The organism is Methanotorris igneus Kol 5 (assembly GCF_000214415.1).
Lineage (GTDB): Archaea > AGJL01 > Methanococci > Methanococcales > Methanococcaceae > Methanotorris > Methanotorris igneus.
The window spans coordinates 964,519-985,046 of sequence record NC_015562.1; the positions used below are offsets into that span (position 1 = coordinate 964,519).

Below are 20,528 nucleotides of genomic sequence, written 5' to 3' on the forward strand. Positions count from 1 at the left end.
TTTGAAATACAAGACTGTAAAATTAACTTAACATCATACCAACTACGAAGATTTTGAAGCTGAGATTTGAAAACAATATTACATTTTAAGTTAAATTTTTGAATCGATTATCATTACTAAAATGTAATTATCAATGTTTTTTATAATTATCTCACCAAAGCTTGTCCCAACACCCAAAAATTTAAAGTTCCCATTATATTTTATTAATAATTCGATATCTTTGGTTATCTTTAATGCTGTTGCACAAATCCCAACTACGTCCAAATTTTGAGAACTCCAATCATATACAATATCTCCCCCCCACTTATCAAAAATATACCCTTTATTCCATCAATTTTTTCAATTTTTCTAAATTTTTCACGTTCATACTTATAGCTCCTTTTTTTGGTCGACCATTAGTATGATTGTATTAATTTAATTTATTAAAGTTTTGATAACTTAAAAGTGCTACACATATTCCTATAGCGTTATCATATATAAACATTATACCTTTTTTAAATCCGAGTTAAAAATTTATAAAATTGAAAAACAATAAAATGTAGTTTTTAGAGATAAAAAGGAGGGATTTTTATGGCAAATATAAAAAAATTGGAAGAAAGTGAGGTATTTAAGAGCTACTTTAAAAATTTAACTGATAGGGAAAGGGCTGTTTTTGAGGGAGGAATTACTTTGGGAGCTTTATTTCATCAATTTGTTGGGACACCAGTGAGCTTAAATAACAAAGAAAGTTTGGAAAAAGCAATTGAAGAAGCAATGAAAAACCAACCGTGTGTGGAAGATATTGAGGTTAAAATAGTTGGGGACTTTGAAGAAGGAAAATACGTATCCTTAACTGGTGAAATGTTAAATGTTAAATTAAAAATAAGGGTAAATGAAACTATTGCTATTTTAAGGCTAAGATATATTGAAGAGTTAGATTATCCTTTGATGTATGTTGAAAAAATTGAATAAATTATTTTTATATTTTTAATTTTATTCCACTAACTTTATGCCGTATCCCCATGTATTTTCATTCTTTCCTGCTAACATGTCTATTATCGATGGTGAGTTGCTATCTTCTACAAAGTTTGAAGGCGAGATGTAAATGAGTGTTTGATTGCTTATATTCACAGTTGGTTCTGGATTGGTGTATTTTCTTATAATTATATTATCCCACCAAGTAGTTTCGTTATGTCCTGCCAATCCAATATATCCACCATTATTTGAAATAGTGTACATCCCATTAGTATTAGCAGGTAATTCTGGACTGCTATCCGTAGTTTGTTCATAATATAATGTTGCTTTTGTTTCATTTATTACAATTCCAAATTTATACCACGTGTCGGACATTGCATTAAAACCATTTGAAGGTGTATCTCCGACTGTCCATGATGTTGTGTTTGCAAATCCTGATATGTAGTTACCTCCTAAACCTATAGTGTACTTTTGTCCTCCACCTGTATTATTACAAAGGAAGTAAAAGTCCCCAGATCCGTTTGTTTTTACATTAAAAGTTATTATTTTATTTGTTGTTAAATTCACATTCTTATACATGTAGGAATTTGCATACGCATAATAGCTTGGTGCTGGATTTCCATCTGATTGATTTTCTCCAGCAGAAGAATTAACATTCCATGTTGATACTTTAGATCCATTATCAAAGTAATCAAATACTACGTCGCCATTACTTTCATTCGTTGCCTCTGAATTTCCATAATATATGTAGATTATTGCATCCCCATTTGCAGGAATGTAAGGCACTTTTATCCATATAGACGCATTTTCGGATGTTGAATTCCAATATTCAATCCAGTATGAAATATTTTTTTCCGTATTTGTGGTAGTGTTTAAATAGGTAAATCTAATGTCACTTCCATCTGATTTTGCCTTTGAAAAATTAAAGTTTGAGGAATTTAACTTTATTAAAACTTGATAATCCGTTAAGTTTTTCCCTGAATTTTCGTGTATTATTATCATTTTTCTATAATCCCAATCCTTTAAACTCCAACCACTTAACAAAACATAATGATATGCATCTAAAATTGTTTTTACAGTGCAATATTGATAGGAATTCACATCCTTTGTTTTAAATACTCCATCTTTTGAAAGATTATAGCTAAATGTATAATTAATCTTAAATGTAAATCCATCAACCATTGTTATATTTGTTATTTTAATGGGGGTGTATTCAAAGTTATATCCCATTTTACTATACTCTTCACTTATATTTTCCAAATAAGCGTTGGTTAAATTTTCTGTTCTCTCTTTTATGAAATTTAATGCATCACTTACATTATTAAAAAATGGATTTTGTGCCCCATTGTTGTATCTTTCAATAACTTCAAGTTCCGCATCATTCAACGCCTTGTTGAATATTTTAGGAAGTGCAACATTAACAACATGTTCAACTGTTGAAGATTTCAAATCAACAGAAGATGCTTTCATCTCGTTCAATACCATTTCTCTATGGATGTCTATTGTTTGATAAACCAAAGTTCCAGTTAAAAGCAACAATAGAGTTAGCGTAATCATAGTTTGAGATAGATACATATTTAACCACCATACACTTTAAGTTTAACCTCAATAGGTTTTGATGTGTTGAAGTAATAAAATGCTCTCTTAAATGTACTATTATTATATGTTTCATTTAAATATTGCATTGCAGCACTTTCAGATAAAAAATACTCCTGAGTAATATTTAATTTTGTTTCATTCCCATAAATCCCATACCAACCTTCAGTTCTATTTAAAAGTATTGTAGATGAGACAACTACTTCATTTCCCGTAGGTGAACCTTCTTTTATAGTTATATTCCCTATTGTCAATTCATAATTTTTAAAATTTATTCTATTTCTTAGAATATTATTTGCAATATCTTCACATTCATTATTATACAAAATAATACAAGATTCTAAGGTCCCATCGGAAACTAAATCCAATAAAGTGTGTGATGCTTTATCATACAATATATTGGTCTTAACAGCACTTGTATATGAATGAACATGTTCAGATAAAGATGCAGCATAAAAACTCAATCCAACCAATAAAACAATAACTGCAATAACGATATCTGAATCAAATATCATTTAACCACCATTATAATTTATAATTATAGATATATTATATGGTTTAAATTTCGCAACATAGATAGTTGATGGTTGATTGTAGGTAATATTTAAATAAACTATAGCATTGTTTGAAACATCCAATACCCTAATTTCATTTGGTTCATAACTACGAGTTGAAATTACTTTCCCAAATCCAGTAATTTTTGGAGTTTGATTCAATGTCAAATTAAATGTGACACCATTAACCAAAAATACTGCATCTGTTGTGGTGTTTGAAGATGCCGTTATATTTGCCAATCTAGAGAAATCCCATACAGCAAAATACAACCTCTCTCCACTTGTTAGATTTTCAACAATTGATTTTTCATTAGCATATCCCCAAGTTCTTACAGGAACAAGAAGATTCTCTGTTCTTACGTAGTTGTTATTACTTATTATGTAAGTATAATTTATGGACGTTGTATTAACATTAGAGGTTATTTCCAAATTTTCTGGTCTAAATCCTACATAAGTTGAATTATTTTTTTTTATATTAAATGGATCAAATGTTCCCCTAGCTTTTTCTCCACCAAAGTATTTCTCAGAAACTTTCTTAGCAAAAGTATGATAATCTGCAACATAATTATTTGAAGGGAATTCCATATCTTTTAAAATTTTATCTGCCAATAAATTGGCGTGATGTATTTCTTCAACGTTTCTCTTTTCTTCATGAAACGTTAAAAAATTGTGTGTATATGCCATATAACCAACATAAAAAATACTAACAAACGTTATAACCATTATTACTGCCTCATAGGTAATAATAAATCCTCTTTTCGAGAGTATTTTTTTAATCATATTTTCACAACTTTAATTTTTAACAATATTTTTACCCATATAGTATTTAAAATTAAAGTTACTGGGAAGATGATGAAACTTATTGCATCATGAATTAAATGATAATCTGCTAAATTTGAGTTTTTTAAAATAAAAATTATCCTTGATATGTTTGTGATATTTATTATCAAAATTCCAAAAATTACATACGCCAATTTGTATTTTAATGGGGCTTTGGGCGTTGCAAAAACATAAGATAAGAATAATGCCAATTCAAATAAACATGTGCATGCGGATGTTATTGAGAATACCTTGCCATTGTAAATAAGATTATTTTCAAAGTAAGGAATATTTAGGATATTTCCAACAACAAAGGATAACAATTTAGCAATTTCCATTTCGAAATTTTTTAAAAAAAGGTATATTAAAATTAATAGGACAAAAAAATTTAACAAATATTTTTTATTGTCCCTCATTTGTAATAACCTCTTCTATACTATCCACCAACTCCATATCTTTATTACTGGTGGTTGTAGAACCTTTAACACTTGATTTTTCTGATGTTATTGATGATGATTTTGTAGATTTAACATAATAAAATCCAGCAATTGCGGCTACAGATACTGCAACTGCAAATAAGAGGGCAAATTCTAAGCTAATTTGTCCCTTATTTGAGATTATTTTTTTCATTCTAATCCCCTCATTATATATCTTATGCTTATTAATGTAATGATTAAGGTTAAAATTTGAATTTGTGGTGGAATCGGGATACTTTTTGATGATTTTTTATTCGGTAAAACAAATCTTATAGTTGAATCTGTATTTCCATCATCATCTACAACCGTTAATCTAACCGTATATGTTTTAGATTCTTTATATTTATGTGAAATTATTGGGCTCGTTGTGTTGGTTATATTACCATCCCCAAAGTCCCAGACGTACCTTACAATATGCCCATCTATATCATAAGATTCGGAAGCATTAAAGGTTACATTCATCCCGTTGGTTGTGAAGGAAAACTTTGCAATTGGTGGGTAATTTGACTTTTCAGATATTATGAGCACATGAGATACTGAAATATTAATTCCCATAATTGCAGCAGTTAGTGTTACGGTATAGTCTCCAACATCATTGTATTTGTGAACTACTTTATTTGGATATGTGCTTTTGATGCAAGAACCATCTCCAAAGTCCCATATTAAGTCAATATTTCCAACATTGGTAGTGTTAATTCCGCTTATAATTGGAGTAAATGTTATGTTTTTGTTTATTACTGTTGGTCTTGTATAGTTAAAATCCAAGGTTATATTTACCACTTCAACAGTTATTTCTTTTTTATTATTATCTTCGTTACTTTCATTTATTTTATTATCATTATCTACAAATCCTTTTAAAGTATAAATTCCTGTGGCTATTGGCGTCCAATATAATGTGACTGTTTTAGTGCCACCTGCGTTTATGTTGATATATGTGTTATCAATTAGTGAATCATTGCTGTACAATCCAACACTAATGTTGCTTTCATCCACATTTCCATTGTTTCTAATCGTTAAGATTATGGCGCAAGGTTTATTTTGGTATATAATCAAGTATTTTCCGTTGCTGATAATGTATTTTTCTGGAGAAATATCCACCATCTCTAAATCATCTCTATTTATTATACTTGGTTTTCCAATAAGAGGGTATTCATCTAATACTTTTCTATTATATGTGTAATTTTTATCATCAATAATTCCATCACAATTTGTGTCGTTTCCTGTTAATCCATTATATTGGTTACCTAAATAATTTGTATATTTTTTTAATCCTGAAGTACTTATGCCATAATGTTCAACATCTTCTTCTGGAATTATTATTTTGAATAAATCTTTCTCTCCGTTGAAATAAGCAGTTTCATTTAAGTAATATGTTACTTCAGATTTTGAATGTATTTTGTCATTTTTAGTGTATATTATATTGTTATCAATGTAGTTGTAGTATGCTGTAAGGTAAGAGTTAGAATATACTGAATAAGTTCCTCCATATATTCTACAGTGATATATTAAATTACCATTGGAATTATATCCTGATGATGGTATATAATCTACTCCACTTATTGTATTGCTACTTCCTTTATATATACAAATTCCATACCGTCCTCCGCTGACCTTAGATATACTACCAGAGATTTTATTACCACTACCCCTGTAAATACGAATACCGTCTTCTTTTGTTCCAGTCACTTCCCCACTTACATCACTTATTACGTTATTATCCCCATAGTATATGTAAACCCCATACCCCCTTCCACTAACCTTAGATATATTACCTATGATTTTATTACTACTTCCGTAGATGTAAATACCATTATTATTTTTCCCAATTATATCTCCATTAATACCATCAATTACATTTTCCTTCCCTTCTATATAAATACCTGTTCCTCCACTCCCCACTACCGACATATTTCCAGCGATTATATTATTATTCTTATAAACATAAATCCCGTGTCTTCCTCCACTAACCTTAGATATACTACCAGAGATTTTATTACTACTTCCGTAGATGTAAATACCATCATATTTTGCCCCACTTATATCTCCATTCACTTCGCTTATTGTATTGCTACTTCCTTTATATATACAAATTCCATACCGTCCTCCGCTGACCTTAGATATACTACCAGAGATTTTATTACCACTACACTTGTAAATATAAATTCCATACTGTCCTCCAGAAATATCCACATTACTTAAATTTATTTTGTTATTGTCATATCCCTTTATATATAATTCTTTCATGGTTAGATTAACTATTGTAATGTTTTTTGAGTCAGACAATTTTATATAAACTATACCAATATTTTTACCATTCCCTATAATATGAACATTATCTGTTTTTATATGCACATCATCCCCTTCGCTAATATTAACGCCGACTTCATAAGTTCCCGGACTCGTTATGATGTATCCACAAACTCCGCAAGTTATATATGCTAAAAATAATAATCCCAATACTAACACTTTTAAATTCATAACCACGACCTCCTGCCCATATTTAAGATAGAATGCTCATCCTCAAGTAGGGTTACTTGGTGTTTGTGTTTTTCATTGGGGTGGTTATTTATATACCATTTATAGACCCATTTATATATCTCAACCCCGCAACCACAAATAAAACATGTCTAATCCACACAAGTAACCCAAAATGAACATGAGCGATGCGAACAACTATAAATGAATATAAGCGTTACTGAATTTCAATTGAGATGTTCTTCAAAACATAAAATTCATTATTGCCGTAGGTTATGTTTATTATATTACTTAGATTTTGTCCAGAAGGTTCTACATCCCCCTCTACTCTAACCCCCCCACTGGTTGGAATAAAGACTATGGTCTTTGTCGTATCAACAACTATTTTTTTATCCCCAAAATAAATAGTATAATTTTTAAGTCCAATTGGCTTTAATTCAGTAGTTATATTTACATTCTTTGAATAACTTAATAAGGCATAATTTTCAAACACATCTGCAATAACATAAACCCTATCAACAATCTCAGCATCTTTTAAATGACTAACTGTATTAGATACATTGTAAAATATAAATGCAGAGACCAATAAAAGAAACATAACTGCGAGGATAGCATCAAGTGTTATCTGCCCCTTATTGCGTGATATTAATGACAACCTTATCACCATCTCTTGTCAGTTTACACCCAATTATAGACATTGTTGGGACGGTAAAGCTGTTTTTCTCTGTACCATTCACTATCAATTTTAATCTTTTACTACATATAGTACTTACATTATAATCATTTCCAATAAATGTTATGTTATTTCCATCAACTGTCCAATTACCTGGTGGGGACTTTATATATACTATTTTTGAAGAACCTTCATCAGCTACCGCCAACAATTCAATATTTGTTTTTAATTTGGACATTGCAGCATGGGCTAAACTTGCGGATGCAGTTTTAACACTCTTATCCATCCCAAATAATCCCGGCCCCATGGTTGTTATAACCATCGCAATAAGAAATGCAAGAATTATGATGGTGAATTCTAATGATATTTGCCCTTTTATTTGCATAAGTTCCATCCCCAATTAAGATTTGGAAAAATAAACTTAAAATATCCTTAATAAATATTTAATCACCATACATAACATAAGAAAACTCTATTGGTTGGGTTGATGATGTTGTAAATGCAATGGCAGGGACATCTAATACTTCAATATCTACACCAACATCATAATCCATTCTTGGAATTAGTGGATCATCCATATCTAAATTAACATCATCTGTCTTTTTAACATGTTCTTTAAACCATTTGTTGTATGAGGATATCCAAACATCGGGATCATTTTTTCCAACGATTTTGTAGAATCTATTGTAATTATCCAATATTAATGGGGTTGGAAGTACAATACTTAAAACACCAGCATCATCATCCTTTATTATAGACCCCCATACATATAATTTGAAATTACTTATTTTTATTCCTTTTCTCTTAGAAAGTGGAAAATTCTCCTTTAGATTTATAACTTTGATGCTATTCACTACTGCAGGACCAACAATATCATAACCCTTTTGAGAATCATCAACATTAAGTGCATAAATTTCGGGCTGTACCCCATATATTGTAATTTTTACGGTTGTATAAGGTGGTATCCAATACCCTATTTTTCCATTTAGTATTGATGTTCCAAAAGTAATTAATTCACTTTCATTAATAGTTTCAACACTCACCTTTGTAACGTCTCCAGAAGTTGGCAAGGTTTTTTCTGTGTAGGTTATGTCATCTGGAATTGCAACAAAAATGGAATATGGATTAAGGTTTGTTATTTCCCCAGTAAGTTTATAATCAATCTGCATAGTTGCAATCTGACCTGCAAAACTCAAATTTAAAAAAGTTAAAAGCAAAATTAGCAGTAAAAATCTCATTATTCACCACCCGACTTCATAAGAATTAATTTCTTAAATATTAAATATTTTTTTCTTAATTTTAATATTTTTTGGATGATTCCACCAATCCAACTGAGTAATTAACATTCTTTTGTTGTTGTGGGGTATTAAAAACATATCTGGCGTATCCGCATAAAATTCTGGATGATAGTAGTAGTTTTCATATCTTATTGCACAATCTGGATTGTAATTATTTTCACATAGTAATGTGCTTTCTACTGCCACCATTTCTCCACTATCTAATTGAACTAAGAGCCACGTATGCCTCGTGCCAGATGCAAGATATACTTTAAACCCATAACCTTCTAAAATCCACTCTAATTGACATGATGCTTCTGAGCAATCATAATAATTTTTCTCGTATGGGGGTAATTTAATGGTATTTAAAATATATTTTAATGTGGGTAAATCTCTTTTTTTAACATCTGGATACATTTCATCGGAAATTTTGTAATAATTTTTTGGAAATCTATACATATTTGGATAACTTTTTGGTCTGTCATGATCTAAAAACATATTATTATGTATCACATTATTATTAATTATTGTGTTATGGTATTCAAGTTTATTATATGGTTTTTCATAACATCCGCAAAACAAAACGATGAAAATGCATATTAAGAGAGATGTATAGTATTTCATGGTAAATCTCCCTACCCCATCCCTTTGAATCATTATGATTTTACAACAATAACCATATCTTTAGGGTCAATTTGTATAATGTCAGGGATTTTGTCACTAGGGATGGAAATAATAAGGAAATAATCTACATTTTCGTCAAATATTTGGGTTTCATCTTCAATCTTATTCAATTTTTCTCCATACTTTCCGAATTTTTCTTTTATTGCATTATAATCAAGTCTGTCTATAACAGTTGCATGCAATATGCCCGGTAAGTTATTCAATGAGTAAGAGATACTTGAAGTTGACGATGATGAGTAGCTATCTCCATATTCGTTAACACTACTTGATGCTGATTTATCCTCACTATAACTTATCGCTGGCAAGATAACATAGGATGAATTAACAATACCATAACATATAAAAGACCCATCTTTACTATATATTGAAATAATATCCTTTTTGTGGGGTATTTTACCACATTGCTTTGCAGATATTTTAATTGCTACCTTACTTAGTTGGGATACTGGTTCTATATATAGTGTTTTAAGTTCTGATAAACTCCATATATTTCTGTATTTTTCAATTTCTTCTCTTGACATGAATTCTGATTTATTATCCTTAACTACATAGTAGTACTCATCACCAGATGCTAAAACCTCGTCTATTTGCTTATTTATTATATTTTTTATATCTTCTTTAATATTTGCAGATTTAAATAATCTATCAACTTCTTCTTTGGACTTTGCCCCACTTATCTTACGCACAAGTTCTTGAGCCTTCAAACTTTGTGAGAAATAATTGCCATACATATCTTTGATTTGTTGAATAGTTAAATCCTTATAATTTTTTAATTGCAAATATGCCCTGGCTTCATCTAAAACCTTATCAATCTCTTCTGTGGATTTAGAATGTTGTATCTTTTTAACAAATACAATTTTTTCAGGATCTCCGGGATAATTAGCAAATAACTTATTTAAGGTATCTATTGCCGTCTGTTTCTCATTTTCTAATTTAAGTAGTTCTCTTGATTTTGAAGTAATATACACATTATATCCAGCAAAAGCAATAACAACAAAAATAAGCACTACTAACACAAGTTTTAACCCTTCTGTTGGAATTTTTGTAGATTTTTTTGTTTTTGATTTCAATTTTTTAATTTTACCGGTAAATTCTCCTGTAGCCATGATATCCACCTACCAAATAATAAAACAATAGCAACACTATAAAAAATATTAATTTTATTTTCATTGAATTTATTATATATAATTTATTATTCAATAGATACTTATATTATATTTTGATCGGTTAATGTGTTGGTTGTCATATATGTAATTAATTATGAAATCCCCAACATCTTTATTAATGGCATTTTTTGGTATTATATGAATAGTTACATAAACACTGCCATTAGATTCATTATAGGTCAAGCCAGTATATATTAAAGTTTCATTTGCATAAGTTCCATTATAATGAGAATTCACCAAAGAAACTGCTGTCTTAGCAGCAATATCTATTTTGTCTATGATTCGCTCTTCTTCATTAAACAAATCGTTCATAATATTCACTATTAAAGACATAGACACTACAAGAACAACAAGCACCAATAAAGAAAATTCAAGAGATATTTGCCCAGCCATTCTTTTAAATAACATAATATCCCACATTCATTTTATACATAATGATTAGGATGATCAAATATGCTAAAAATACAAATGGAATAAAAGGATAAGTTTTTAAAACATTCAGTTCATTTGGGATCTTTCCATTCTTATGTAGTTCTTTGAGTAATTTTATAGTTTCCTCTGATAATCCTTCCCCATCAGTAAATATTAACTTATAATCTTTTTTTCCACCTTTTTCATAATCTATAAGGAATTTTATCCTTTTTATTAAGTTGGCATTCTCAACAACAACATCCCCATTATCCTTCAATACAATAATATCCCTTAGAATATCTCCCTCTTTTAACTCACCTATTGCCTTTTTATCTGAAACCTCAGCTCCCATTAATGCGTAGATTACAATAGAAATCAGCGTTAATTCCCCAACATAGATTAGAGATGACAAAAACACATTATTTGAAATGAAGTAATTTGTATCAACAAAATACAACCCAACCAAATAAATTGGAAATAAAAATCCAAGTTTTTTTGTTATTTCCTTATAGTTTGGAATTTTTTTAGATAGGATTATTGATAGTATAATATAACCCCAAACCACTATTGTTGCATAGGGGATATTGTATATTTGAGTAATATACACCAAAATTCCCAAAACTGTTGCGAGGTAGAGTGATGAAGGTAATATATCTCTCCAATAAACCTTCAAAATCTTAAGCATTGGGAAAAATACCGCCAAACCTGCACTTAAACCAATGAGGACTAATATATATTTTGGGAAATAATAGACCAAATCAAAGGCAAATAGGGGAGCTAAGGCAGAGAATACCTTTACATCCCCGCCTCCCATACCTACACTCAATATTAGGCATAAAATCAACGTTGAGAAGAAGGCAATTATTGCATCAGTTCCAAAGTAATAATATCCAACAGTGAGATTTAGGATTAACATTGCAATAACGTATTTATGTGGGATTATTCTTTCTTTTATGTCGGTTAAAGATGCAAGAAGTAAGAGAATTGCATTAACTACATACGCAATTGAAAGAAAAAGCATTAACAACCACCAGTATCATCTTTTTTTTCTTTTTTGAATTTTTCAAGAACTTTGTTTCTAATTTTTAGCAACACCTCCCTATCGTCCAATAGTCCAATAGCCTCATCTATACTTTTATCTTTTGTGAGTTCAAGGATTTCTTTCAAAACTTCACATGCAACCTCTGGCTTATGTATCCAATGGCAATTCATACAACTCCAAACTTTTGTTCCATCTTTTCTCTCTATCCATTCTCCAAAGTTTTCATCTTCACATGGGTAAAACGGACAATAACACCATAAACAAACCTGTCCATCAAAGTGGCAAGGGTAGTATTCACAGTTTCTATTAGCTCCGCAAACTTCAAGAACCTTTTTAAGATGCTTCTTTGCAAGTTCAATCATAACCATCACACAAATATTTATACCAATTTTTAAAATATTAATTTATGTTTTTATTTATATCATCGTTTAAATTATTTTTTATTTAATTTTATTTTTAATTAATTTTTAAAAGTGCTTAGTATCGGTGATTGAAATGGAAAAACTTTTGGAATTGGCAAATCAAATAAAAGATGAAAAGTTGAGAGAAAAGGTCATAGAATTCTTAAAAAATCCAATTCCCACACATAAAGAGATAGAAGACACAAAAATTCCTCCAGAGTCATCTCCAGCGAGTATAAAATGGCACCATAAATATGAAGGTGGATTAATAGAGCACACCATTGCAGTTACAAAGTTGGCATTAAAAATGGCAGATGTTTTAGAGGAGGTTTATGGAATAAAGGTGGACAGAGATTTGATTATCGCCGGTGGTTTGTTGCATGATATTATGAAACCTTTCAATTACATAAAAGAGGATGATAAATTTGACCATATTGAAAGATTCCACTTAGACCACTTAACCCTTGCTGTTGCTGAGCTCTACAAGAGGGATTTCCCACTTGAAGTTATAAAAATTGTTGCTTCCCATCATGGGGATGCTTCACCTTCAAGACCAAACTCTATAGAGGCATATCTTATCTACTTTGCAGATACCTTCGATGCCCAGTTGAATGACGTTGCGATTAGAGTTTGTCAGGCAAGAAGTAAAGATTTGGGTATTGATGAGGGTGAAATATACAAGAGAATTACACCTTTAAAAGTTTATGAAATTAGAAGCAAAGAAGGTAAGAAAAAATTGATAGAATACTTAAAAGAGTTACTTGGAATTAAAGAAGAGCAAACAGAAGAAGAGATAAGCGAAGAAAATCATGAAGAAAACAACAAAACAGAAAATCAACAAGAATAATTTTATAGTTTCACATGAGAATTAATTTTTAATTAATTTTTAACAGCTGTTAGTCTGTTGCTTCCAAAATAACCTCTATTATGTCAGATAATTTAGCATCACTTTTGATGCCTTTTGGGTTGTAGTGAACTCTTGATACTTTGAATCCTCTTTCTTTTAACTTCTCAATTATGGTCGTCATTGGAGGTGCTGATTTTTTGATATTACTACAGATTTCATGGATGTCATAACATCCCAACTGGTTAATATCACACTCATCACAGAGAACTTTTAATATATTCTTTGCCTTTTCGGAGTAATTTCTTTCAACTGCTATTTTATATACCTCATTAACGATTTCTTTATCATATATTTCCCCCAAATATAAAGGCCCTCCAAAGCCCTTCTCATAACCCTCATAAAGGGATTTTATTACTTTATCCCCCCCAATATCTTTAACATATCCAAGTTTTTCTAATGCCTCATCCGCCTTTTTTGCCCCTCTTTGAGTTAGGAGGTAGGTTCTAACATAGTGATCAGTGGCATGAGAGAAAATTGGTTTCAATCCAATGTCATACTTAGCAGCAACCCTTATAGCATAGCCAATTAAAATTCTTATTGCCATCTCGTGACAATCTTTACTATTTATTGGGAATGCGTTGTATTTTCTCACGCAAGGTTTTTTAAACCTCCCACATAAAACAGCAGTATCTGTTGCCGTTAAGCATAAAAGACCATTTTTTGTTATAGTTGCCCTAATCCCACTATCCAAATAAGGACTTGGAGAACCGAATGGATCTAAATCAACCACATTAAACATTCTGAAATTTTTTGATAAAATAACGTTTGCATCACCTTCATAAACTTCAACATTATCTAAATTATTCAATTTTATATTTTCTTTGATTAATTTCACGGCTTTTGGGTTGATATCGTTGATAACAACCTTAACAATCCCATTCTTAAATTCCAACTCATTTGCATATCTTAACCCTCTCGCCCCACTACCCCCTAAAGGATCACAAATTAAAAATTCTTCTCTTTTGTAATTTTTGAGAAAAGTTTGGATAACACACACTGATATATCCCTATTAGCCTCCATTTTTGGGTTATAAAATACCTCATCCTTCTTAGTTATTGTTAAAGTGTCTGGAACGGTAATTTTTGTTTTTCCTTCTACAACAATCATTTTTTCACCATCATTGTAAGTTAATTTAATTTATTTTAATTTTTAAATTTGCGTTGTGTATTATGTTTTCTAATAAGGCATTTTAAAATTATTCGCAATAATGTATTTATATGAGGTTTTTAATAAGGTATTTTGCTAAGTTATAGTGGCGCAGGGTACTGGGCTTGGTAGCCCAGGGCGGACTTCAGATCCGTCGAGTTCCGTTGGGAACTCGGGGTTCGATTCCCCCCCTGCGCCGTTTTTAATCTAAAAACTATCATTTTTAAGTTATTTTTTATTATTTTATTATTTTCGAATTATTATTTCAAAAATAATCAAAATTCGGATACTATGGAGAGAATATACTCAAAATATGGGAATATCTCGACACTTAAAGAAGTAATTTCTTTTTTAGATAATTTTACTGGCATAATTAAAATAGACAATGCCAAACTCTTTTATAAAAACTCAAAGCTTATTTTGTCAACTTACAACGACAGAGAAAAAGATTTGGAGGAGATTATAAAAAAATTGCCAAAATTTTTTTTAATTGAAATTTATAGAACATCCTCCAACGAAATTGAGGAGTTAATTAGCCATAACAAACTCATTGAAAAAGATCATAGCGTTATTAATTTTGTAGAGGTTAATAAATTAGATATCAACTATGGTAACGGCATATTGATAAATGCATATAAAAACATATTTAACTATATCAATGGATTGTGTAAAGTTGAATTCAGATTTAAGAAATATAAAGGAGATGAAGGAACCATAGTGTACAAAGATAATGAAGAAATCTTAGCAATATATAAACAAAAAGACAAAATTTTAGAAGGAAAAAGAGCACTAAACAAAATAAAAACCATCTTTGCAGTAAGCGATGTCTTTGCATTTATTGATAAGATATCTGAAGAGGAGCTAAACAAAATAATAGACAAGCATCCAAATGCCGTTTTGAAAGTAGTAGTTTCGTTTGATGAACTCATTAAGAACATAAAAAGCAAAGAGTACAAAGTTGTTGAAGATGATAGTTTGTTGGAAGTGCTTACTGAAGAACCATCACTGATTGAAATTGTTGGAGAAAATGCCTATATTGTATCAAAAAACAAAAATGCAATGTATGCTTTTTTAAATGATTATGATGGTGATAAGGCATTTAGAATAATAAAAAATATCTGCATTTTGAACAAAATTACATTCAAAATATATCCTTTAACAGAAAAAGAATTTGAAATGTTTAAAGAATTTAAAAAGAATAGAGTTAAAGTTTCTCTTCCATAATTTTTTTAGCCATTTCATAGGCCTTTTTCAAATCACCTGTTTCTAAGATGCACTTCTCAGCAATGTCCTTTGGAATGCCATACTTTTCAAATACCTTCAAACTTTCTTCAAAGAATTTTGATTTTCTAATTATCTCCTCCGCAAGTTGTTTTTTTAACTTCATGTATTCATCTGCACTCATCTTTATTCTTCTCATTTCCCCGTCTCTAAATGGGCATGGTTTTGTTATCTTACAACACCAAACTAAACTTCCAAAACACGTATTCTTTCCTTTCCCTAAGCGTGTTTTGCTTGCAAAATCTTGCTTAATTTTTATAAACTCTTCTGGACTCATTTTTAAAATAGCAAGTGCGTTATGTATTGGGCAGTGCTTTATTGGTGGACAGCAAAATGCTAAACCTCTCAGATCTCCTCCTCTACATATATGTGATGGAGCATTCTCCCACATGTTATCATTCTCCTTCCTAAGTTATTTTCTAAACTTAAAAAACCAAACCAAAAATATCACATATTACTTTATTAAGTTTTTTAGCTTTGAAATACAATCATCTATGTATTCAAAACTTTTATGCTGCAGTTCTATCATTTTAATACCTTTGATATTCTTTAAACTATCTTTAAAATTATCAAAATTAATTTTTCCCATTCCTATTGGCAAATGCTCGTCAAATTCTCCATTGTTATCATGTATATGTGTGTGTATAATACTATCAATCTTTAAAAACTCATCAATATTCCCATTTAAAAATGAATGTCCTATATCAAATGTTATTTTAACTTCATCAAGATTATTTATAATATACTCATCAGGATGTCTGAACATAAACATGTCGTAAGAAGGCATATTTTCAATAGTTATATCTATGCCATATTCTTCTTTTAATTTATTCAAATCTTTCAGTGAATTTATTAAAGAGTTCAAATTCCTTTCATAATCATGTTTAAATATGGAATACCCAGGATGGACAACTATGAGACGAGCATCTACCTTTAAAGATGTTTTTAACACATCTTCAATAATCTCTATGCTCATTGTCCTAACTTTCTCCCTATGTGAAGAAAGGTTGATATCAGTTATTGGAGAGTGTATGGTGTATTTTAAATTATATGTCTCAAGGTCTTCAAATTTCTCCATTATATCCATATTTCCATCACATATAAGCTCTACATACCTAACCCTACTCTCTAAAAACTCTAATGCATCATTTAGGGAATATTCACTATCTAAAAACACACTCATTGAAACTCCTATTTTTGCAACCATGGTATTTACCATTAGTTGTCGCTAAGAAAGCACTGCTTTTAGGATAGTGATGAATTAGGGGAGGTGGGTGGGACAAGCATAAGCTAAATATAATCGAATTCGCTCATCTTCGTTTAGGATTACATATATAAATGATAAACTTAATATTGTAATCTTATGAGCGTCGAGGTATATAAATTATTCATACCAAAGGATGAAGAATGTATTGAAGTTATAAGAAGGGTTCGATGGGGTAATGGATATATTTGTCCATACTGTTAAACAAAAACCTTCGGTTTTTGTAGCTCTACGCTTCGCTCCGATGGTTCGAAAGATGTTGTTTTAAAAGGTAAAGAAAGACGCAAACCCTACATCCAAAGATACAGATGTAACTCGTGTAAAAGACACTTCAACGATTTAACTGGAACGATATTTGCTAAAAAACGAATAACTTTGGGAGAAATGTTTTATATAGCCAAAAATTTAGGAAACTCCTCAATCAATCAAATGTCTAAGGAATTGGGAAGAGATTATAGAACAGTTCATTCGTTTGCAAAAGAAATTATGGAGTTATCTGAAAAGGACAATCTTTTAAAAAAATTACTGGAAAAGAATTGGAGATAGATGAATTCTACGTTAATGCTGGAGATAAAGGCATTAAAAAAGAAAATAGTCGAAAAAGAGGCCTAAAAAGAAAAGGCAGAGGTACGTATAAAAGTGAAAGGCCTCCAATAATAACCCTATATAATCGAACGGACAAAAGAGTACTTACCTCCGTTGAAACGAATTTAAGCAAGACCAAAATTTGGAAAATGATTAGCGAGGTTAATTCAGACGATTTAATTGTTAATACAGACGAATATACCATTTACGAAAATTTAGAATCTCATCCAAAAGTATTTAAACATTTGACAGTTAATCATGCATCGAAAGAATACTCTAACGGCATCTCCCACGTTAATAACTGCGAATGCTTCCATTCGATAATCAAACCCCATTTAAGAAAACATCGAGGCATTAGTCGAAGAAATCTCCACTTATATGTAAGCTTCTATACATTTATCTATAACTATAAATCGAACTGGTTCTCTAAATTACTATCGCTTATATTATGTAATGATACTTGAAGATGAGCGATCCATAATCCCCACCTCAACATTAATAAGATTACATGGAAGAACATTATAATATTTACATAAACTCATCTAATGATTTTATAGATAATATTTTAAGATCTTCTTTTTTAGGATATAATACTGAAACAATAAGCCATGTATTCCAACGATTATGTGTTCCAACAATAAAATAAGTATGACCCTCATAATAAATTTTATTTAAAAATTTATCTCTAACTAAATTACATGCTTTATTTTCATCATACTTCTTTTTTAGTTTTCTATATAGTTCTTCAATTTCCCAATCTTCACACATAATCTTATGTTCGGTTGGGCAAGTGGGTGAGCATTTAAATACATATTGGAATTTTTTATCAAGTGGCTCTAATCTAATAAATTCGGTTCCATCCAATGTCAATTGTGTTACATCATCCTTAGATGATACTTCTCTATCTGTCCATACCATATCTTTAATAATTGGTTTTACAACACCTAATGAACATTCTTGTCGTTTTTTATTTTGCAAAGTTTCCATATCTGTAAGTCTTTCTTCCAATAACTTTTTAATAGATTTATAGCTCTCAGTGTGTAAAGGAGTAATACTTTGTTTTTTAATTTTTCTACTCTCTGGACGACCATCAGGGCTTTTATCTTCTACAAGTTCATATTCTATCCACTGTTTTTTCGTAAATTTATTTTTACTTTTTCCACTAAATACTTCCCAAGGTATTGGAAATATTCTCCTCCATTCACCTGATTCGGTAATCCCTGCCACACATACTAAATAACGATACTTAGCACTTTGAACAGGTGCGGCTTTTGCAAGAACCAACAACCGTTCTTTCAAATATGAATCACCTCAAACCCTGCGTTTCTCATATATTCAACTATTATCCTTCTATGGCATACTTTCCAATCCCTCTCATAACACATTAACACGCAGGATTTGGATAATGCATATTCAAGCAATTTTTTCAGACTATCTGCCTGTTCATTTAGGTGTTTCTTATATAGTATTGAAAACTCTTTATATGTCATTTTTTTAGATTTAAGTCCGTTTCTTAATTCCTTAGGAGCCCCAAGATTTTTCATGTGGGTGTATTCAATACCATTATTATTTAAAATGTTTGATAGTCTTGTTTTTGAAAACCCTTTTTTCCTACTTAGTGGAAGTTCCCTAACATCTACAACGGCGTGAATGTTATGCTCTTTCAATGTTTGTATAAACTCATCCAACGATCTTCCTTCATAACCAATGGTATGTATAATAGGAGTTTTAGCATTGATTAATTTGCCATGTGTTTCAATAAACGATTCAACAATACAATCAATGGGGGGCATAGTAACACCTTTTTTGTTATTTTTAGTTATAACATATATCTTTGATAGTACATAACTATTGTTGTTGGTATGTGTGTAAGGAAATAGTACACATATGCTAATTATTGTTTTGAAATATAAAATTAGCAGCCATTCCCTTTAACAACCCATAATTTAACAATTTCAACACATTCTTTAATAGTTTGGTTTAAAATTTTCTCTCCAAGTTTTTTGTCTATTTTAACACCCTCTTTCTCAACAACCTTTGCCTCCTCATCTATAAATTTGTTATTTTCCCTCGCCTCTTTTAATCCAACCATGCCAATTTCAGGGTATTTATTGAAAGTATGCTCATCCAGTTTATTTTCATCAACTATTCCAACAACATAACCAACAGAAACCTCCTCAGTTGCGGCATGGGTAAATGTTATGTTCTTCATCTTTATCTCAACATCAAACTCCTTTTCTAAGTTTTCCAAAAACCCTTTAATTAAAACGTTCCCTCCATGACAATTAACAATCAAAAACTTCTTTATACCTATTTTTTTACCCTCCTTTACCAAAAATTTTATAAAATCAACAACTTCCTCTGGTGTATTATGTATTCCATGTTTAACATAATGATATTCTGTTGAAGGAATAACTACCCCTAAAAACTTTGCTCCTGTCAAAATAGCAGTTTTTAAAGCAATATATGAGGCAATCTTTGCATCTGTGTCTATTGGTAGAGCAGAACCATGATTCTCCAAAAAAGAGCCAAGTGCAATTATGCCAATTTCATGAACCTTCTCATCTATTATTTTTCCAGAAGATAACCTCAACTGCATCTTATCCCAAAAAATTAATTTTTATTCTTTAAGGATTTTTTAAGCATCCTTCTATATTTTCCGTATCTATCCTCCAGAGAAAACTTTGGAGGCTTTGGAACCATAGTCTTTTCTCCACAATTGGGACAAAGTTCTTTTAAAGTATATCTCCCACATTTTAAGCATTTTTTCATTCTCATTGTCTCACATTTTGAACTTATTAAAAACAAGACAAAAA

At 30.4% G+C, this 20,528-nt stretch carries 26 protein-coding genes and 1 tRNA gene; 6 read left to right on the forward strand and 21 right to left on the reverse strand.

Features of this window, described 5'->3' with window-relative positions; genetic code table 11:
• The first annotated feature begins 570 nt into the window (after positions 1-570).
• Positions 571-951 (forward strand): dihydroneopterin aldolase family protein, encoded by a 381-nt coding sequence (locus tag METIG_RS04770; protein ID WP_013799108.1) that lies wholly within the window; start codon positions 571-573, stop codon positions 949-951.
• Positions 952-972: 21 nt separating this feature from the next.
• On the opposite strand, the gene METIG_RS04775 is transcribed toward METIG_RS04770, so the two are convergent.
• The 14 genes from METIG_RS04775 to METIG_RS04840 form a co-directional block, all read right to left on the reverse strand.
• Positions 973-2,529 (reverse strand): DUF2341 domain-containing protein, encoded by a 1,557-nt coding sequence (locus METIG_RS04775; RefSeq protein WP_013799109.1) that lies wholly within the window; start codon positions 2,527-2,529, stop codon positions 973-975.
• A gap of 2 nt (positions 2,530-2,531) precedes the next feature.
• Complete coding sequence (locus METIG_RS04780) at positions 2,532-3,065, reverse strand: hypothetical protein (protein ID WP_013799110.1); 534 nt, start codon at positions 3,063-3,065, stop codon at positions 2,532-2,534.
• Positions 3,066-3,884 (reverse strand): hypothetical protein, encoded by an 819-nt coding sequence (locus METIG_RS04785; RefSeq protein WP_013799111.1) that lies wholly within the window; start codon positions 3,882-3,884, stop codon positions 3,066-3,068.
• Positions 3,881-4,339 carry an archaeosortase D gene (gene artD, locus METIG_RS04790; protein WP_013799112.1) on the reverse strand — a complete coding sequence of 153 codons (459 nt, stop codon included), beginning with the start codon at positions 4,337-4,339 and terminating at the stop codon, positions 3,881-3,883. Before artD ends, METIG_RS04785 begins: the two co-directional genes overlap by 4 nt.
• Positions 4,326-4,553: a class III signal peptide domain-containing protein, archaeosortase D/PIP-CTERM system-associated gene (locus METIG_RS04795; protein WP_013799113.1), complete on the reverse strand. Its 228-nt coding sequence runs from the start codon at positions 4,551-4,553 to the stop codon at positions 4,326-4,328. Before METIG_RS04795 ends, artD begins: the two co-directional genes overlap by 14 nt.
• Positions 4,550-6,877 carry a PIP-CTERM sorting domain-containing protein gene (locus METIG_RS04800; protein ID WP_013799114.1) on the reverse strand — a complete coding sequence of 776 codons (2,328 nt, stop codon included), beginning with the start codon at positions 6,875-6,877 and terminating at the stop codon, positions 4,550-4,552. The genes METIG_RS04795 and METIG_RS04800 overlap by 4 nt, the downstream gene beginning before the upstream one ends.
• Positions 6,878-7,091: 214 nt before the next feature.
• A complete protein-coding gene (locus METIG_RS04805) occupies positions 7,092-7,538 on the reverse strand; it encodes a hypothetical protein (RefSeq protein WP_394295229.1) in 447 nt (148 codons plus the stop codon).
• On the reverse strand, positions 7,507-7,932 hold the full coding sequence (locus tag METIG_RS04810; RefSeq protein ID WP_013799116.1) for a class III signal peptide-containing protein: 426 nt from the start codon (positions 7,930-7,932) through the stop codon (positions 7,507-7,509). The genes METIG_RS04805 and METIG_RS04810 overlap by 32 nt, the downstream gene beginning before the upstream one ends.
• A 58-nt stretch (positions 7,933-7,990) precedes the next feature.
• Entirely contained in the window at positions 7,991-8,785 is a 795-nt protein-coding gene (locus METIG_RS09555; protein ID WP_013799117.1) for a hypothetical protein, read from the reverse strand.
• Between the two features lie 33 nt (positions 8,786-8,818).
• Complete coding sequence (locus METIG_RS04820) at positions 8,819-9,448, reverse strand: hypothetical protein (protein WP_048055536.1); 630 nt, start codon at positions 9,446-9,448, stop codon at positions 8,819-8,821.
• 32 nt (positions 9,449-9,480) lie between these two features.
• Positions 9,481-10,614 (reverse strand): DUF515 domain-containing protein, encoded by a 1,134-nt coding sequence (locus METIG_RS04825; RefSeq protein WP_013799119.1) that lies wholly within the window; start codon positions 10,612-10,614, stop codon positions 9,481-9,483.
• Between the two features lie 90 nt (positions 10,615-10,704).
• Positions 10,705-11,082, reverse strand: coding sequence for a class III signal peptide-containing protein (locus METIG_RS04830; protein ID WP_013799120.1), 378 nt, complete (start codon positions 11,080-11,082; stop codon positions 10,705-10,707).
• Positions 11,072-12,106 carry an A24 family peptidase C-terminal domain-containing protein gene (locus METIG_RS04835; RefSeq protein ID WP_013799121.1) on the reverse strand — a complete coding sequence of 345 codons (1,035 nt, stop codon included), beginning with the start codon at positions 12,104-12,106 and terminating at the stop codon, positions 11,072-11,074. Before METIG_RS04835 ends, METIG_RS04830 begins: the two co-directional genes overlap by 11 nt.
• On the reverse strand, positions 12,106-12,489 hold the full coding sequence (locus METIG_RS04840; protein ID WP_048055537.1) for a cysteine-rich small domain-containing protein: 384 nt from the start codon (positions 12,487-12,489) through the stop codon (positions 12,106-12,108). The genes METIG_RS04835 and METIG_RS04840 overlap by 1 nt, the downstream gene beginning before the upstream one ends.
• Before the next feature lie 133 nt (positions 12,490-12,622).
• On the opposite strand from METIG_RS04840, the gene METIG_RS04845 reads away from it, so the two are divergent.
• Complete coding sequence (locus METIG_RS04845) at positions 12,623-13,375, forward strand: HDIG domain-containing metalloprotein (protein ID WP_013799123.1); 753 nt, start codon at positions 12,623-12,625, stop codon at positions 13,373-13,375.
• Positions 13,376-13,424: 49 nt separating this feature from the next.
• On the opposite strand, the gene METIG_RS04850 is transcribed toward METIG_RS04845, so the two are convergent.
• Complete coding sequence (locus METIG_RS04850; RefSeq protein ID WP_013799124.1) at positions 13,425-14,543, reverse strand: tRNA (guanine(10)-N(2))-dimethyltransferase; 1,119 nt, start codon at positions 14,541-14,543, stop codon at positions 13,425-13,427.
• A gap of 147 nt (positions 14,544-14,690) precedes the next feature.
• On the opposite strand from METIG_RS04850, the gene METIG_RS04855 reads away from it, so the two are divergent.
• Together METIG_RS04855 and METIG_RS04860 are read left to right on the forward strand one after the other, a co-directional pair.
• A tRNA-Sec gene (locus tag METIG_RS04855) sits at positions 14,691-14,781 on the forward strand.
• A 92-nt stretch (positions 14,782-14,873) separates the two neighbouring features.
• Entirely contained in the window at positions 14,874-15,806 is a 933-nt protein-coding gene (locus METIG_RS04860) for a hypothetical protein (RefSeq protein WP_013799125.1), read from the forward strand.
• Here the strand turns inward: METIG_RS04860 and METIG_RS04865 are convergent.
• Both METIG_RS04865 and METIG_RS04870 read right to left on the reverse strand, forming a co-directional pair.
• Positions 15,787-16,254 (reverse strand): methanogenesis marker 9 domain-containing protein, encoded by a 468-nt coding sequence (locus METIG_RS04865; protein ID WP_013799126.1) that lies wholly within the window; start codon positions 16,252-16,254, stop codon positions 15,787-15,789. The genes METIG_RS04860 and METIG_RS04865 overlap by 20 nt on opposite strands.
• A gap of 63 nt (positions 16,255-16,317) precedes the next feature.
• Positions 16,318-17,070, reverse strand: a complete 753-nt coding sequence (locus tag METIG_RS04870) for a sugar phosphate isomerase/epimerase family protein (RefSeq protein WP_157209583.1) — start codon at positions 17,068-17,070, stop codon at positions 16,318-16,320.
• A gap of 156 nt (positions 17,071-17,226) precedes the next feature.
• On the opposite strand from METIG_RS04870, the gene METIG_RS09430 reads away from it, so the two are divergent.
• Together METIG_RS09430 and METIG_RS04880 are read left to right on the forward strand one after the other, a co-directional pair.
• Positions 17,227-17,331, forward strand: coding sequence for a transposase (locus METIG_RS09430; protein ID WP_157209551.1), 105 nt, complete (start codon positions 17,227-17,229; stop codon positions 17,329-17,331).
• 332 nt (positions 17,332-17,663) lie between these two features.
• A complete protein-coding gene (locus METIG_RS04880; protein ID WP_048055538.1) occupies positions 17,664-18,176 on the forward strand; it encodes an IS1595 family transposase in 513 nt (170 codons plus the stop codon).
• A gap of 64 nt (positions 18,177-18,240) precedes the next feature.
• On the opposite strand, the gene METIG_RS04885 is transcribed toward METIG_RS04880, so the two are convergent.
• The 4 genes from METIG_RS04885 to METIG_RS04900 all read right to left on the reverse strand — a co-directional run bounded on the left by METIG_RS04885 (position 18,241) and on the right by METIG_RS04900 (position 20,490).
• Positions 18,241-19,011 (reverse strand): hypothetical protein, encoded by a 771-nt coding sequence (locus METIG_RS04885; RefSeq protein WP_013799128.1) that lies wholly within the window; start codon positions 19,009-19,011, stop codon positions 18,241-18,243.
• On the reverse strand, positions 19,008-19,505 hold the full coding sequence (locus METIG_RS04890; RefSeq protein ID WP_013799129.1) for a DUF488 domain-containing protein: 498 nt from the start codon (positions 19,503-19,505) through the stop codon (positions 19,008-19,010). The genes METIG_RS04885 and METIG_RS04890 overlap by 4 nt, the downstream gene beginning before the upstream one ends.
• A 122-nt stretch (positions 19,506-19,627) precedes the next feature.
• Positions 19,628-20,311, reverse strand: a complete 684-nt coding sequence (gene arfB, locus METIG_RS04895) for a 2-amino-5-formylamino-6-ribosylaminopyrimidin-4(3H)-one 5'-monophosphate deformylase (protein ID WP_013799130.1) — start codon at positions 20,309-20,311, stop codon at positions 19,628-19,630.
• Positions 20,312-20,325: 14 nt separating this feature from the next.
• Positions 20,326-20,490, reverse strand: coding sequence for an RNA-protein complex protein Nop10 (locus METIG_RS04900; protein WP_048055539.1), 165 nt, complete (start codon positions 20,488-20,490; stop codon positions 20,326-20,328).
• Between the last annotated feature and the right edge of the window lie 38 nt (positions 20,491-20,528).

Excerpts from the sequence above, each read along its gene's own strand:
- METIG_RS04770 (WP_013799108.1), top strand. The coding sequence starts at position 571 with ATGGCAAATATAAAAAAATTGGAAGAAAGTGAGGTATTTAAGAGCTAC.
- METIG_RS04775 (WP_013799109.1), bottom strand. The coding sequence starts at position 2,529 with ATGTATCTATCTCAAACTATGATTACGCTAACTCTATTGTTGCTTTTA.
- METIG_RS04780 (WP_013799110.1), bottom strand. The coding sequence starts at position 3,065 with ATGATATTTGATTCAGATATCGTTATTGCAGTTATTGTTTTATTGGTT.
- METIG_RS04785 (WP_013799111.1), bottom strand. The coding sequence starts at position 3,884 with ATGATTAAAAAAATACTCTCGAAAAGAGGATTTATTATTACCTATGAG.
- artD (WP_013799112.1), bottom strand. The coding sequence starts at position 4,339 with ATGAGGGACAATAAAAAATATTTGTTAAATTTTTTTGTCCTATTAATT.
- METIG_RS04795 (WP_013799113.1), bottom strand. The coding sequence starts at position 4,553 with ATGAAAAAAATAATCTCAAATAAGGGACAAATTAGCTTAGAATTTGCC.
- METIG_RS04800 (WP_013799114.1), bottom strand. The coding sequence starts at position 6,877 with ATGAATTTAAAAGTGTTAGTATTGGGATTATTATTTTTAGCATATATA.
- METIG_RS04810 (WP_013799116.1), bottom strand. The coding sequence starts at position 7,932 with ATGCAAATAAAAGGGCAAATATCATTAGAATTCACCATCATAATTCTT.
- METIG_RS09555 (WP_013799117.1), bottom strand. The coding sequence starts at position 8,785 with ATGAGATTTTTACTGCTAATTTTGCTTTTAACTTTTTTAAATTTGAGT.
- METIG_RS04820 (WP_048055536.1), bottom strand. The coding sequence starts at position 9,448 with ATGAAATACTATACATCTCTCTTAATATGCATTTTCATCGTTTTGTTT.
- METIG_RS04825 (WP_013799119.1), bottom strand. The coding sequence starts at position 10,614 with ATGGCTACAGGAGAATTTACCGGTAAAATTAAAAAATTGAAATCAAAA.
- METIG_RS04830 (WP_013799120.1), bottom strand. The coding sequence starts at position 11,082 with ATGTTATTTAAAAGAATGGCTGGGCAAATATCTCTTGAATTTTCTTTA.
- METIG_RS04835 (WP_013799121.1), bottom strand. The coding sequence starts at position 12,106 with ATGCTTTTTCTTTCAATTGCGTATGTAGTTAATGCAATTCTCTTACTT.
- METIG_RS04840 (WP_048055537.1), bottom strand. The coding sequence starts at position 12,489 with ATGATTGAACTTGCAAAGAAGCATCTTAAAAAGGTTCTTGAAGTTTGC.
- METIG_RS04845 (WP_013799123.1), top strand. The coding sequence starts at position 12,623 with ATGGAAAAACTTTTGGAATTGGCAAATCAAATAAAAGATGAAAAGTTG.
- METIG_RS04850 (WP_013799124.1), bottom strand. The coding sequence starts at position 14,543 with ATGATTGTTGTAGAAGGAAAAACAAAAATTACCGTTCCAGACACTTTA.
- METIG_RS04860 (WP_013799125.1), top strand. The coding sequence starts at position 14,874 with ATGGAGAGAATATACTCAAAATATGGGAATATCTCGACACTTAAAGAA.
- METIG_RS04865 (WP_013799126.1), bottom strand. The coding sequence starts at position 16,254 with ATGTGGGAGAATGCTCCATCACATATATGTAGAGGAGGAGATCTGAGA.
- METIG_RS04870 (WP_157209583.1), bottom strand. The coding sequence starts at position 17,070 with ATGGTTGCAAAAATAGGAGTTTCAATGAGTGTGTTTTTAGATAGTGAA.
- METIG_RS09430 (WP_157209551.1), top strand. The coding sequence starts at position 17,227 with ATGAGCGTCGAGGTATATAAATTATTCATACCAAAGGATGAAGAATGT.
- METIG_RS04890 (WP_013799129.1), bottom strand. The coding sequence starts at position 19,505 with ATGCCCCCCATTGATTGTATTGTTGAATCGTTTATTGAAACACATGGC.
- arfB (WP_013799130.1), bottom strand. The coding sequence starts at position 20,311 with ATGCAGTTGAGGTTATCTTCTGGAAAAATAATAGATGAGAAGGTTCAT.
- METIG_RS04900 (WP_048055539.1), bottom strand. The coding sequence starts at position 20,490 with ATGAGAATGAAAAAATGCTTAAAATGTGGGAGATATACTTTAAAAGAA.